Raw genomic sequence first — 13,913 nt, 5'->3', positions numbered from 1 at the left:
AGAATTTAGAATTTAGAATTTAGAATTTAGAATTTAGTGCTTAGGGTGTGTTAGGGGCGGACTTGCCCTCATTTTCCGCCTCGTAACCCGTGTTCCGATAGTCCGCCCCGTAACGCACCATCGAGTTAAACAGCGTTGCTAAATCTTTGAATGAATAGGAGTAGAGTGGGCATCCTGTCCGCTCGAAAATAAGCATGAAACTGGCAAGATGCCAGTTCCACGCAAGATGCCCATTCTACGGGAAGATGCCCATTGCACAAAACTTTTAAAATCATTCCATTATTAAGCAACGCCGGTCAAACAGCTGAAATAGTCAACTATTATCCCTATTCCCTATTCCCTATTCCCTATTCCCTATTCCCTATTCCCTGTTCCCTATTCCCTTTCTTATACTATTTGTTCAAAATACTAGGGAGCATCCCATTTTGGAAACAATATTACCCAAAGCAACGATATTTCAAGGGTTTCAGCCCCCTAAAAAGAGCTAACGTGCCAAATTGGGATGCTCCCAAATACTACAGATAAGTTCCCCTGGGCCGTTGTCTTGAAATGGCACAACAGTCGGGAGTCGGGGAGATGGGGAGATGGGGAGAATTTTATTAAGTAGATGTAGGGTGGGCAGTGCAACAGACAGATTAATGTGCTTGCGATCGGGTTGCTAGGCACTGCCCACCAAGGAGAATTTTATTAAGTAGATGTAGGGTGGGCAGTGCAACAGACAGATTAATGTGCTTGCGATCGGGTTGCTAGGCACTGCCCACCAAGGAGAATTTTATTAAGTAGATGTAGGGTGGGCAGTGCAACAGACAGATTAATGTGCTTGCGATCGGGTTGCTAGGCACTGCCCACCAAGGATTAATCACAATAGAACACTTGTTGATCACCTCAAGAGGTCTTGTGTTGATCAGCTGAGCCTGTTAATAACCTACAACATCATAACCTTAAACCTACCCTACTCGAACGCCAAAGGCGAACAACCATCTAACCTTGGCCAAAAGGCCACGCTTCGCGAACAACCAAATAACCTTGGCCAAAAGGCCACGCTACGCGAACAACCTGCTAACCAAAAAAAAGTAGCCGCAGAACTATGTTCCACGGCTAGGAATTGTTACTTATGTCTCAACTTTGTAAACCTAATCAAACATAATCCGATCAGACCGTAAGCTATCAGCGTGTCGCGTATCAGCTATTAGCTATTAGCTATCCGTTTTCAGCTATCAGCTAAACACTGACCACTGACGGCTGACCGCTGACCGCTGACATCAGACCTGATGCTTTGGGGGGGCAAAGCCCCCCAAAATTTAAGCCCTTAACCCAGCATTAAGTACTTCGTCATTACCGTCATGAATTCGCCAGGAATGTCAGTCGGCTGAAGGGGGCTCCACTCGTCAACTTGGGCGTAACCCCGTGCATAAAGGGTATAAATGGTGTTGTTTATTGCCTGGCGGGAGCCTTTCAAAATGTGCTTAATGGGGTATTTTTTTTGGGAAGGTTCCTGAGGCGTATTACTAGGAGTAATTTCCTCAGGATTGTTTTCTGGGTTAGGGCGAAAATTGTCGGACATAGTTAACAATTCGTTGTTAAGTTACAAATATAATCATAACGATAACATTTTAATTTGTCAAGGGGTTTTATAATTTTTTTTCGGAGGGATAATTGAAAGAAATTGTACGGTTATGGAATTTAGAATTTAGAATTTAGAATTTAGAATTTAGAATTTAGAATTTAGAATTTAGAATTTCCGACTCCCTATATTTTCCTGTGTTAAAATAATTCGAGATTGGGTTTCAGGCATCTACTAGTTAATGCTATATAATTAACTTGAGGGTAACCGTTGAGGGATTTAACCGGCTTAATCGAAATCTCAAGCTATCAGGACTTATTGCCCAGTGCGGATGTGGTGTTTGTTCACGGGCTGGGAGGGGATGCTATCAGCACCTGGCATCCCCAGGGAAAACGGGATGATGATGACTGCTGGCTAGGTTGGTTAGGAAAAGATAATTTATGCGTTAACATCTGGTCTTTTGGGTATGACGCTGAAGCGACAAACTGGACAAGCCACAGCAGTATGCCCCTTTTCGATCAAGCCAGTAATTTATTAGAGTGGCTAGATATCAACGATTTCGGCCAACGTCCATTAATCTTTATTGCTCACAGTATGGGCGGGCTTTTAGTCAAAAAGATGCTCAACAGTGCCTTGACCTTTCAAAAGCAAGCTATTCTTGAGCAGACGAAAGGGGTTGTATTTCTGGCTACTCCCCACACTGGGTCTCATCTAGCTAGTTTAATTGATAATATTGGTGTTCTCGCACAAACCACCGTAAGTGTGGACGAACTAAAAGCTCATCACCCTCAGTTACGGGAATTAAATGAGTGGTATAGAGAAAACGTTCGGAGTTTAGAAATTGCCACAAAGGTCTACTATGAAACTCAGCCTGTCAAAGGGATTTTGGTGGTAGACCCAGATAGTGCCAACCCAGGCATTGAAAAAGTGAAACCGGTTGCGATAGCAAAGAACCACATTGACCTATGTAAACCAGAATCTCAAGATAGTCAGGTCTATCTTGGTGTCAAGAGATTTATCAAGGAATGCCTCAAAAAAAAAGAGATAAGCTTAAATCACCCCAGTAACATTATTAATCATGCTAGGGCCTACTCTGTAGAAGCGTTTGAGTTATCTTGGAACAGTTTGCCACCAGAAGCCCAACAGTTAGGATGTCTTCTGAGTTTGTTTGCTCCTGCTCCTTTTCAGTGGTCACTGGTAGAGACTTGTGTTATCGATGAAAATCAGGAACAATGGTATCAACAACAAGAAGTATTGGAAGAGTTACGCGTTCGCGTAGCGTGGCCTACGGCCAATCGCTTTCTGGTAAATCGTAATTTGTTGCAACTGACCGAACAGCAAACCTATCGGCTTCATCAACTAATGCGAGAATTTTTCCAGACCAAGCTGGCTCAATTACCAGAGGCCGATTGCTACAAGCAACGCTTTTGTCAAGGAATGGTGGCTGTGGCCAAAAAAATTCCCAAGACACCAACTCGCGATCAGATTGCAGCAGTTACCCCCGCCATCCCTCATTTAGCCGAAGCTGCCACAGTCCTAACTGACTGGCTCAGGGATGAAGATTTAATCTGGCCCTTTGTTGGCTTAGGAAGATTCTATTACGGTCAAGGTAGCTATGACCAGGCTGAACCCTTGTATCAGCAATGTTTAGAGATAACTAGAAGCCGCTTGGGTGAGAACCATCCCGATGTGGCTACCATTCTCAACAACCTGGGTTTACTCTACTACTCAATCGGGCGCTATGATGAGGCTAAACCCCTTTATCAACAGGCATTGGAGATTGCCGAACAGAAGTTAGGGCCAAATGATCCTGATACTCGAATCTATCGTCAAAATCTGCAAATTTTGCGCTCTCCTTTATGGACGGGTATATATCGAGCGTGTCTTGCGTTAAAACCCTAGTTTTGTGACTAGACCTTGCAGCATTAGGAACAGATGTGCCATTGCTGAGGGGCGGGATGAATATCAGCAGAGTGGGCATCCTGCCCGCCCGGAAATGAAACAGGCAAGATGCCTGTTCCACCAACATGCCCATTCTAAAAAACTCTTAAAATCATTCTATTATTAAACAACGCCTGATTTTAAGCTGACCACTGACCGCTGAATACTTAAATACTTCGTAAAATAGAGATACATTAAGAAAGCGATAGATATGGCTCCAGTTTCTAATAGCAATACAGCTATAATTCGCACAGAATGGGGATTAACCATTGCCGGAACACGCATCACCCTCTACGATGTGATGGATTATGTCACAGCTCAGTATCCACCAAAATTAATTGGGGATGTTCTTAACCTAACTAAGGAACAAGTAAGCGCAGCCCTATCATACATCGAAGACAATCGTACCCAAGTCGAAGCCGAGTATCAAACTATTTTGCAGGAGGAACAGGAAAACCGACAGTACTGGGAACAGCGGAATCGAGAACACTTTGCTCGCATTGCAAAAATGCCCCCTAAACCCGGTCGAGAAGCGTTGTGGGCAAAACTCCAGGAACAGAAAGCAAGACACGCACAGAAAGCATGATTTTCTTGATTGATCACAATCTTGAGAGACATGCAGTAGTTTTGTTAGGCAACATTGCTAATCAAGGTTGGCTTGAGACTCTCCCCATCCGTTTCGTCTCCTTTCAAGAAGTTGAGCTACCAATCGATAGCAATGATCGAATTGTTTGGCGCTTTGCTCAAGCCAATCAGATGATTCTATTGACAGCCAATCGAAAGATGAAAGGTAAGGATGCATTAGAGAAGGTTTTGCGTGAAGAAAACAAGTCCAATTCCCTTCCTGTCATCACAATTGGCAATGCTGATCGGGTCTTGGATGAACGAGCCTATCGGGATAAATGTGTAGATAGGCTACTTGAAATTGTGATTGAAATTGACAATTATATGGGAGTCGGTCGGCTCTTCATTCCGTAAGATAGCATTGGAAACCAGTGTTTAAGCAAGAAATTGGGCGTTGCTGAATCAACGAATCAATAGGAGTAGAGTGGGCATCCTGCCCGCTGCGCGAAATAGCAGTAGAGTAGGCATCCTGCCCGCCCGACCAGTAGAGTGGGCATCCTGCCTGCCCGGAAATGAAACAGGCAACATGCCCATGCCACCAACAGCCCATTCCACCCTATGATCCGTAGTCGGGATTGCGCCTTACCAGGATTTCAGGCAAAATCTAGCTGTAACATCCCGATAGCACCTGATCAAATAGAATCCAAGAAATGACCATCAGGAAAATCAATCAATTTATTTGTATTATCCTAGCAGCAGCTCTATGCCTCAGTTTAATCGCCTGTGAAGCACAGACCCCAAATGGGAGTCAATCCACAGCAGGTAAAGGAGTCAAGGTCAGTTCTGCATCCTCGGTTTCCACCTATGCCTTATTTGTTTCCGAAATCATCAATATTGGTTTGGAAAAGGTTGGTTATAAACCTGCAGCAATAAAACAACTTAGTATTCCCCTGGCACACATTTCTGTCAGGAATGGCGACGTAGATTTCTACAGTGTTCATTGGCAAAATATACACAAAAAATTCTTTTTAGAAAACGGTGGTGACCAAAAATTAGAAAAGGTGGGAGTAATTATTGCTGATGGTTTGCAAAGCTATCAGATAGATAAAAAAACTGCTGAACAATACAAAATTACTAATTTCGGACAACTAAAAGACCCCAAAATTGCCAAGCTTTTTGACTCTGATGGAGATGGCAAAGCTAACTTAACTGGTTGTAATCCAGGTTGGGGGTGTGAGTTGGTAATTGAACATCAGCTGGATGCTTACAAGTTGCGCGATACCGTTGAACATGACCAAGGCAACTATGATGTTCTCTTGGCCGCCACATTGGGTCGCTATAAACAAGGACAACCTATTTTATTTTATAGCTATAGTCCCCACTGGTCAGTGACAGTATTAAAGCCAGGAGAAGATACCATTAGATTAGAGGTTCCTTTTATTTCACTACCTAAAGAACAGGAAAATATAACCGAAAAAGATACTACTATTAACGGAAAAAATGTGGGTTTTGCTGTGGATAAAGTTCGGGTGATGGCAAACAAGAAATTTTTAGCAGCAAATCCAGCTGCCAAACGCCTGTTTGAGTTGATGACAGTTCCAATTGACGATGTGAATGCTCAACAAAAACTGGTACAAGATGGTGAAAGTAGCCCAAAAGATATTCGCCGCCATGCCGAAGAATGGATAAAGAAAAATCAGCAACTCTTTGATAGTTGGGTAGAATCAGCAAAAAAGGCAGCCACGAATTAAAAATATCCTCAAAACACCGTTATCTAGCGTTGATCAGAGCTATCAGGTATACAGGATTTTTTCCCGATTCCCGATTCCCGATTCCCTACTCCCTACTCCCTACTCCCTACTCCCTACTCCCTACTCCCTACTCCCTACTCCCTACTCCCTAATTCATCAGTACCAAGTTATCCCGATGAACCACAGTTTCTGCCCCCTTGTAACCCAAAATAGTCAGGATTTGTTCGGATTTATGCCCTCGAATCTTATGTAATTCATTACTGTTGTAGTTCACCAGTCCCCTAGCAATTTCCATGCCATTGCTGTCACATAGCTCTACGGCATCTGATGAGCGAAAATCCCCCTCTATGGCAGTAATACCAGCTGCTAATAGAGATTTGCCCCCATCACAAACTGCCTTTAGCGCTCCATTATCAAGATAAAGTTTCCCGGCTGGCACTAAACTGTAAGCAATCCAGTGCTTGCGGGCTTTATTGGTTTGAGCTTGGGGGGCAAACTGGGTGCCCAGGGATTCTCCCTGTAAAATTCTTTCTATGTTATTCGGACGTCGTCCTTCAGTGATTACAGTTCTAACCCCAGCATTGGTAGCAATTCGGGCAGCAGCTACTTTAGTTACCATCCCACCAGTGCCCCAACCAGAGCCTGAGTCATCAGCTTGTACCTCTAGTTCAGTTAACTCCTCAATGCTATTGACTGAAATAATTGGTTCAGCATCCGGTACCTTACGGGGGTCTGCTGAGTAAAGTCTATCCACATCAGTTAGTAAAAACAACCAATCCGATTCAATCAAACTAGCGACTAGGGCGCTAAGGGTATCGTTATCCCCAAATTTAAGTTCATCTACGGCTACCGTATCATTTTCATTCACCACAGGGATCACCCCCAGCTGGAGTAGCTCCCGAAAGGTAGCATAGGCATTGACATAGCAACTACGCTGTACAAAATCTCGGCGGCTGAGGAGAATCTGAGCAATAGGTTGGTTGAGGTTACTAAATAAGTCATCATATATCCGCATCAGCCGTCCTTGACCAACTGCTGCGATCGCTTGTTTGAGAGGGAGTGTATTCGGTCGTGATGTTAAGCCCAGTCGCCCACAGCCAATCCCCACAGCGCCAGATGTAACCAGTACCACTTGATGACCTTCAGAACGGAGCCGACTCAGGGTTTCCACTAGGGCAGCAATAGTGGATAGGGCCAACTGACCTGTTGCTGGTTGGGTTAAACTAGATGTGCCGACTTTGACAACTATCTTTTGATTGGTCATTGGTCATTAATCTGGTTTCTGTTGATCATACCTTCGAGGGGGAATCTATGTCAGGTGTAGTTTTCCTCTGGTACCACTACCAAGTATGTGATTTTGATCACATACTTGGGTTGTGTAACTTACAAGACATTCAGGTGAATATTGCTAAGCTTTTGGGAATCATAGGAATAAGAAGTACTTGCTATGAGCCATCATAGTTCCAGATTGATGAACTATACTGGTAAACTTGAGCTACTTTGTATAATCGACACACCCTACAACAACAGGGGAATTCAGTCCGCTAATCACCTCTAACCAGTAACATCCAGGTGAGATCGTTGCTAATTATTAGTGTGACTCTTGTGCTAAGGCGTGCTGTGCAATGTGCTTGAATTCTAGCTAGAAAAGCTAAGGGTAAATAGGAATTGGGCCAAGGGTACTTGACTATTCTAGCTTTACCTTTGCCCCTTCCTGGATTACCATACACTGACACCCTCTTCGTCAGAAAACCCTCACTGATGAACTAACTGCAAAAGCCTGCAAGGAAAAATTATGTCTAATACCCACAACTTATTCACTATTCGTTTTTGGGGCGTCAGAGGTAGTATTGCCTGTCCAGGACCAGAAACAGTTCGGTATGGAGGCAACACACCTTGTATAGAGATCCGAGTTGGTCGTGAGCGTCTGATTTTTGATGGTGGCACAGGGTTGCGAGTTTTGGGACAGTCTCTCCTGAAAGAGATGCCCGTAGAAGCTCATCTATTTTTTACCCACTCCCATTGGGACCATATTCAGGGTTTCCCTTTCTTTACCCCTGCCTTTATTAAAAGGAATTGTTTCCATATTTATGGCACCCGCGCCCCTAATGGTGCCACCATCGAGAAACGTCTAACTGATCAGATGACCCACCCAAATTTTCCGGTGCCCTTGCAAATTATGCAATCGAAAAAGAAGTTCTATGACCTTGAGATTGGAGAAACAGTCAATATTGGTGAGATTACGGTAGAAAATGCACCCTTGAACCATCCAGGTGAAGCCGTTGGCTATCGAGTTAACTGGCGAGGCTATTCAGCTGCCTACATCACTGACACAGAACACCTCGAAGAAGGTTTCGATAAAAATGTCCTGCGGCTGGCCCGTAATGCAGACCTGATGATTTATGATGCTGCCTACACTGATCAAGAATACTACTCTGAGATATCGAGCAAAATTGGTTGGGGACATTCCACCTGGCAGGAAGCTATCAAAGTTGCTCGAGCTGCTAATGCTAAAAAATTAGTCATCTTCCATCATGACCCCCTCCATAACGATGATTTCTTGGATCAGCTTGGAGAACAGGCTGTTAAGGAGTTTTCTAATACGATTATGGCGCGGGAAGGTCTGGAAATTGACCTAGTGGAATCCTCTAGGTCACATCTGCTTGAGGTTAAGGATGGGAAAATGCCTCTGAGCAAAGTTTAATCTAGCAATTTTCAAGGTCGTGAGGTACAAAATGCTAGGTTTTAGGGAGCAGGGAGTAGGTTTTAGGGAGCAGGGAACAGGGAACAGGGAACAGGGAACAGGGAACAGGGAACAGAACAGGGAACAGGGAACAGGGAAAAAATCCTGTGTACCTCATAGTTATGAAAAACGCTGTAAGTATGATCAAATTATGATCAACGCTATATCATTCCTAAAAATAAAATTAATTGTTAATTAAAAATTAAAAATTAAAACTTAACAATTAACAATTAACAATTAACTTTCAGAGGATAACCGATTTTAAAAGTGATTAACTGTACTTAATAATATAACATGCTTCTTATAGTCATAGGCGGTCTTTTTAAAGTAAAGACCGCCTATAAAGTGCTGCTGATAGTTTGTCAGCATTCAGCGGTCAGCGGTCAGCGGTCAGCTTCTTTTATTAAAAAGCTGTTTCCGTAGCTTGGCCAATAGCTGAATGCTGATAGCTGAATGCTGATAGCTGAATGCTGATAGCTGAATGCTGATAGCTTACTTATTATCTAAGCTGCAACTTGAGCTTGATCAGATACTTGGGGTGCTGCTTTTAAAGATGTTTGGAGAGATTCTAGCTGAACCGATAGGTTTTGGATTTGACTTTGGAGTGCTTCAACTAGCACAATTTTTTTCGCCAGAACTTGAGGATTTCTGATGCTTGTGGATTGTTCAGATGCAGAAGAAGTATTCTTGATGCCGTCGCGAATGGGGGAAACTCCCTTTGGCCGACTGCATCCCTTGGTGTAGCCTAAGAACGTTTGAGCAGAGGCAAACTGATAGATTCCAGCTTTTACCTTACTCTGTTGCCATGACATCCCTAGGTTTTCAAGCACTGGTTCCTGGGTAACTATTAACGGTTCCATAACTGTTATCGGTTTCTCCATGACCACGGTCCGAGAAACCTTCTTTGCCATCGGTACGCTGGCAGCAGCAAATTTTACTTCTTCATAAGCAACCACATTATCTAGCTTCTGTTGCTTCTCTGTGTTCAGCTCGGATGTTGAAACTTGTAGTTGTTGAATTAACTTTTCCTTCTCCTGAAGAGCTTGCTCGATAGTGTCTAACTCAGACTCAATGGTAGCTGACTTCCGGGAAGAGTCCTGCCACCCAGCTAAAGTAGCATTAGAGATACCTACTCCCAAACTGATTAACATCGCTAGTCCCAAGTAAGGAGCCGCCGAATCCCTGACTTTACCATGAAAAAATAGTTCATCTTGCATGCGGATGGTGAGGGACTCTTCACCAAATAGGGCTACGGGTAAGGTGAAGACACAAAAGAGTGTAGTTGAAATGAAGACTGGTGCCAAGATTAATTTTTGGATTGTAGATCCGTTCACAATTACTCCCTTAGGATAGCTACTTAAAACTCAATGACTAGTACCGCTTTGTGGCACTTAAAAACGCTGATCATGTCAGCTTTTCGTTTGTTTTGAACGGTAGCTTTATTTCCAGCGTTTTGTCCTAGTTTGAACCTCAGGGGTTTGCGATCGCATTTGCGTTATGTTAGCGATTGGGTATACCTCATGTTTGATTTAAGTCCAATCCTAGGGCAACTCCATAACTTTCCTTAACTTTTAGTTATCGACTGCTCTTGGTGAGATCGGTAGATTATTTGTGTACGGAGCAAAAACAGGAACAATACCGGCTACGGAGCCTGTAACGTTACCTAGCCATTGAGTTCACCACCAGTACTAGAACTTGTTTAAGGTAAGCATTTAATCATGAACCAATCTACAATCGATAAATCTTTCCTGAGACCAATCGTGTTATCTACAATTATCTTTGCTCTTCTGAGCTTGCCCATAGTTATGCTCGGGGCAAAGCCGATCTGTATGAAGTTCCTAGAGAGTCGGATAGTTGATGCTAAACTGATGAATGCTGCGACGCGCTGATTAAGGTTTCACTAAACTGCTTAGACCTTTCGTAATCCTGATTCTTTTGGGAATGCTGGTTGCCAGTGTGCTCCTGTCCCAGTTTTGGGCACTACCAGCACTGACCCAGCCCCCTGTTCAACTCACCCTATTGATGGGAGCGGGGGAATTTGCTTATTGGCAGGAACTACTGGTCAAGAATTTTGAGCTAGAGAATCCAGATATTCAAATCGAACTGATCGAAGGACCATTAAACTCTGACTTAACAGAAGACCTCTATACCTCTGCTTTCATTTTAGGAGACTCACCCTATGACCTGATTAACATGGACGTGATTTGGGCTCCTAAATTTGCCGCTGCAGGGTGGTTACTAGATTTATCGGAGCGAGTTAGTAAGGAGTATTTAAACGAATTTCTGGATAAAGCAGTTGATTCAGGACGCTACCAGGGGAAACTATACCGCATACCATTCCGTTCCGATGGTGGTATCCTCTACTATCGTCAGGATTTGCTAGAGCAAGCTGGATTCCAAGAGCCAAAAACCTTTGAGCAGTTGGTCAACATTTCCCAACAATTGCAGGAAAACCATGATCCCAAATGGGGCTATCTTTGGCAAGGTCGTCAATATGAAGGGTTATCAGCCATGTTTGTGGAGATACTTGCAGGCTTTGGTGGTTTCTGGGTTGACCCGGAAACCTTGGAAGTGGGTTTGGATAAACCGGAAGCGATTAAAGCTGTAGAATTTCTGCGCAGCACCATCAAACAAGGGATTTCACCCCCTGGCGTCACTACCTATCAGGAAGAAGAAACACGACTGTTGTTTCAAAATGGGGATGCAGTATTTCTGAGGAATTGGCCCTATGTTTGGTCATTGGCAAATCAAGAGGGTTCAAAGGTCAAAGGCAAGATTGGCATTAGCCCTATGGTTCATGGTCCTGGTGGCAAAGCTGGTGCTTGCTTAGGAGGTTGGGGTTTGGGAATTGCTAAATCTTCCAAACATCCTGAGGAAGCCTGGAGAGCTATTGAGTATTTCACCAGTGACAAAGCCCAGCGTCGGTATACTCTGGAAACTGGCTATCTGCCAACCCGACGGAAGCTGTTTGCAGACCCAGATATTGTTGCTAAGTATCCCCACTATCCAAAATTGCTAGAGGTGTTAGAGGGGGCTGTCTTGCGTCCACCAGTTCCCCAATATTCTCAGGTATCTGATATTTTACAACGGTACCTCAATGCTGTGCTAACTAATCCCAAACTCAGTGCTGAAAAAATGATGAAAGCAGCAGCTGATCAAACCCGTAGGCTGTTGTCGGTAGAATTTAGAATGAAGAATGAAGAATGAAGAATGAAGAATGAAGAATGAAGAATGAAGAAGGAAGAAGGAAGAATGTAGAATGTAGAATGTAGAAGGAAGAATGTAGAAGGAAGAATGTAGAAGGAAGAATGTAGAATGTAGAATGTAGAATGTAGAATGTAGAAGGCAGAAGGCAGAAGGCAGAAGGCAGAAGGCAGAAGGCAGAAGGCAGAAGGCAGAAGGCAGAAGGCAGAAGGCAGAAGGCAGAAGGCAGAAGGCAGAAGGCAGAATGTATAATTCTAAATTCTAAATTCTAAATTCTAAATTCTAAATTCTAAATTCTAAATTCTAAATTCTAAATTCTAAATTCTAAATTGTTGAATGAAAACTGATCCGATAGCAGCGCAGGAGCAAAGGACAGGGTGGTTGTTGGTAACACCAGCATTGTTACTACTGCTGCTAGTCTATGGCTATCCTATTTTGCGTTCGTTCTGGTTAAGTTTGTTCACTAAGAACCTAGGGACACAGCTACAACCGGTCTTTTCTGGTCTCAATAATTATGGGCGAATGATGGGGGATGGTCGCTTCTGGCAGAGTCTCTGGAATACTGTGATTTTTACCTCAGTATCTGTTGCTCTGGAACTGGTGTTAGGAATTGCGATCGCATTAATTTTAAATCAAACCTTTAAAGGAAGGGGTATTGTGCGCACCATCGCTATCCTGCCTTGGGCCTTGCCAACTGCTTTGATCGGTCTAGTATGGGCTTGGATGTTTAATGACCAGTTTGGGGTTTGGAATGATATCTTACTGCGTCTAGGTATTATTCAAGACGGAATCAACTGGCTAGGATACCCTACAACAGCGATGATGGCAGTGATTGCCGCAGACGTTTGGAAAACTACACCCTTCATCAGCATTTTGCTCCTAGCTGGCTTGCAGTCTATTCCCCAAGACCTATACGAAGCCCATGCCCTAGACGGTGCTACCCCCTGGCAAAGTTTCAAGCAAATTACTCTACCGCTATTGACGCCCCAAATCCTAATTTCCCTACTGTTCCGCTTTGCCCAAGCTTTCGGAGTCTTCGACCTGATCAAAGTGATGACTGGAGGTGGTCCGGGAGGAGCTACAGAAGTTGTATCTCTCTACATCTATACCACTGTCATGGATTATCTAGACTTTGGTTATGGTGCTGCCCTTGTGGTAGTAACCTTTTTGATACTGGTAACCACGGTGGTAATTATAGCCCTAGGCTCACGCAACTAATGACTATTCTGCCTCAGGAGTTACGCAAAGCCCCCTAAATCCCCCAATTCTGGGGGACTTTGACATCATTCCCCCCCAAATTGGGTGGTTAGGGGGGCAAAACCAACTCAACTTCGTAAGTCCTATGCCTAACTCATCATCCCCTCAACCGAAAACAAAACAAATTAACATTATCAAACTAATTATCCTGCCCCTAGGAATCATCTTATTGATAATTTTCTGCCTAGCACCACTCCTTTGGCAATTCCTCACTTCCATCAAAGTCAACCAAGATATCTCTTCCCTTCCCAATATTTATTTCCCTAAGCGGTATACACTTGACCACTATATAAACTTATTTACCCTGCGCCCCCTAGTCCACTATATTTTCAACAGCGCCTTTGTATCAATTACTTCCACACTATTGTGTTTAGGGATAGGAACTCCCGCTGCTTACGCCTTAGCACGGTTAACCCTAAGGGCAGAAAAAATCATCATTGCTGGGATTATCATTATCACATTATTTCCCTTTATTTTGATATTCCTAGGACTCCTGGAACTTATCAAAATTATTAAACTAGGGAATAATTATCTAAGCCTGATTATTTCCTATACAGCTATCAACCTTCCTCTCACCCTATTAGTGATGCGCAGCTTTTTTCAACAGCTACCGCCAGAGCTAGAAGATGCTGCTAAAGTCGATGGCTATAGCACCTGGCAAATGCTAATCCAAATTCTATTACCCCTAACCGTTCCAGCTTTAGTAACAACAGGAATACTTACCTTTATTTTTGCTTGGAATGAATTTATTTTAGCCCTCACTTTCATTAGCCAAGAATCTCTGAAAACCCTGCCCGTTGCTGCGGCTCAGTTAAGTGGTTCTCTGGGAAAAGAGATTCCCTACGGTTCCATTGCGGCTATGACAGTTATAGGAACATTTCCCCTAGTG

At 43.6% G+C, this 13,913-nt stretch carries 16 protein-coding genes; 10 read left to right on the top strand and 6 right to left on the bottom strand.

Translation table 11 applies throughout. The features are described 5' to 3' along the window. Positions 1-125: 125 nt before the first annotated feature. Both F6K38_RS13635 and F6K38_RS13630 read right to left on the bottom strand, forming a co-directional pair. On the bottom strand, positions 126-275 hold the full coding sequence (locus F6K38_RS13635) for a hypothetical protein (protein WP_287251148.1): 150 nt from the start codon (positions 273-275) through the stop codon (positions 126-128). A gap of 1,034 nt (positions 276-1,309) precedes the next feature. Then, a complete protein-coding gene (locus F6K38_RS13630; RefSeq protein ID WP_008187661.1) occupies positions 1,310-1,564 on the bottom strand; it encodes a hypothetical protein in 255 nt (84 codons plus the stop codon). 270 nt (positions 1,565-1,834) lie between these two features. Between F6K38_RS13630 and F6K38_RS13625 the strand changes: the two genes are divergently transcribed. From F6K38_RS13625 to F6K38_RS13615, 3 genes are all read left to right on the top strand, one after another. Next, positions 1,835-3,466: a tetratricopeptide repeat protein gene (locus F6K38_RS13625; RefSeq protein ID WP_287264818.1), complete on the top strand. Its 1,632-nt coding sequence runs from the start codon at positions 1,835-1,837 to the stop codon at positions 3,464-3,466. Positions 3,467-3,716: 250 nt separating this feature from the next. Continuing rightward, positions 3,717-4,091 carry a DUF433 domain-containing protein gene (locus F6K38_RS13620; RefSeq protein ID WP_008187664.1) on the top strand — a complete coding sequence of 125 codons (375 nt, stop codon included), beginning with the start codon at positions 3,717-3,719 and terminating at the stop codon, positions 4,089-4,091. After that, positions 4,088-4,483 (top strand): DUF5615 family PIN-like protein, encoded by a 396-nt coding sequence (locus F6K38_RS13615; protein ID WP_008187665.1) that lies wholly within the window; start codon positions 4,088-4,090, stop codon positions 4,481-4,483. Before F6K38_RS13620 ends, F6K38_RS13615 begins: the two co-directional genes overlap by 4 nt. A gap of 48 nt (positions 4,484-4,531) precedes the next feature. Here the strand turns inward: F6K38_RS13615 and F6K38_RS13610 are convergent, their stop codons facing one another. Beyond that, positions 4,532-4,684 (bottom strand): hypothetical protein, encoded by a 153-nt coding sequence (locus F6K38_RS13610; RefSeq protein ID WP_154659873.1) that lies wholly within the window; start codon positions 4,682-4,684, stop codon positions 4,532-4,534. A 95-nt stretch (positions 4,685-4,779) separates the two neighbouring features. Between F6K38_RS13610 and proX the strand changes: the two genes are divergently transcribed. Then, positions 4,780-5,820, top strand: coding sequence for a glycine betaine/L-proline ABC transporter substrate-binding protein ProX (proX, locus tag F6K38_RS13605; protein WP_008187666.1), 1,041 nt, complete (start codon positions 4,780-4,782; stop codon positions 5,818-5,820). A 29-nt stretch (positions 5,821-5,849) separates the two neighbouring features. Next, the gene (locus tag F6K38_RS13600) at positions 5,850-5,972 is read left to right on the top strand and encodes a hypothetical protein (protein ID WP_287356734.1); all 123 of its coding nucleotides are present in this window, start codon (positions 5,850-5,852) and stop codon (positions 5,970-5,972) included. Here F6K38_RS13600 and proB read toward each other — a convergent pair. Further along, entirely contained in the window at positions 5,969-7,084 is a 1,116-nt protein-coding gene (gene proB, locus F6K38_RS13595) for a glutamate 5-kinase (RefSeq protein WP_008187667.1), read from the bottom strand. The two genes, F6K38_RS13600 and proB, sit on opposite strands and share 4 nt — an antisense overlap. 531 nt (positions 7,085-7,615) lie before the next feature. Between proB and F6K38_RS13590 the strand changes: the two genes are divergently transcribed. Continuing rightward, complete coding sequence (locus F6K38_RS13590; RefSeq protein WP_008187668.1) at positions 7,616-8,524, top strand: MBL fold metallo-hydrolase; 909 nt, start codon at positions 7,616-7,618, stop codon at positions 8,522-8,524. 34 nt (positions 8,525-8,558) lie between these two features. Here F6K38_RS13590 and F6K38_RS13585 read toward each other — a convergent pair whose 3' ends face one another. Together F6K38_RS13585 and F6K38_RS13580 are read right to left on the bottom strand one after the other, a co-directional pair. After that, positions 8,559-8,681 carry a hypothetical protein gene (locus F6K38_RS13585; protein WP_267872071.1) on the bottom strand — a complete coding sequence of 41 codons (123 nt, stop codon included), beginning with the start codon at positions 8,679-8,681 and terminating at the stop codon, positions 8,559-8,561. Between the two features lie 385 nt (positions 8,682-9,066). Then, a complete protein-coding gene (locus F6K38_RS13580; protein ID WP_044494144.1) occupies positions 9,067-9,897 on the bottom strand; it encodes a hypothetical protein in 831 nt (276 codons plus the stop codon). Between the two features lie 384 nt (positions 9,898-10,281). On the opposite strand from F6K38_RS13580, the gene F6K38_RS13575 reads away from it, so the two are divergent. The 4 genes from F6K38_RS13575 to F6K38_RS13560 all read left to right on the top strand — a co-directional run. Continuing rightward, entirely contained in the window at positions 10,282-10,452 is a 171-nt protein-coding gene (locus tag F6K38_RS13575) for a hypothetical protein (RefSeq protein WP_008187672.1), read from the top strand. 52 nt (positions 10,453-10,504) lie between these two features. Then, positions 10,505-11,770, top strand: a complete 1,266-nt coding sequence (locus tag F6K38_RS13570) for an ABC transporter substrate-binding protein (RefSeq protein WP_287356733.1) — start codon at positions 10,505-10,507, stop codon at positions 11,768-11,770. 333 nt (positions 11,771-12,103) lie between these two features. Then, positions 12,104-12,985 carry a carbohydrate ABC transporter permease gene (locus F6K38_RS13565; protein WP_008187674.1) on the top strand — a complete coding sequence of 294 codons (882 nt, stop codon included), beginning with the start codon at positions 12,104-12,106 and terminating at the stop codon, positions 12,983-12,985. A gap of 124 nt (positions 12,986-13,109) precedes the next feature. Beyond that, a partial coding sequence (locus tag F6K38_RS13560; RefSeq protein WP_287356731.1) for a carbohydrate ABC transporter permease occupies positions 13,110-13,913 on the top strand: 804 nt, incomplete at its 3' end.

Source organism: Moorena sp. SIO3B2 (assembly GCF_010692525.1).
Classification (GTDB): Bacteria; Cyanobacteriota; Cyanobacteriia; order Cyanobacteriales; family Coleofasciculaceae; genus Moorena; species Moorena producens.
The sequence above is the reverse complement of the archived record's forward strand: the minus strand, read 5'-3'. Positions and strand labels throughout refer to the sequence as shown.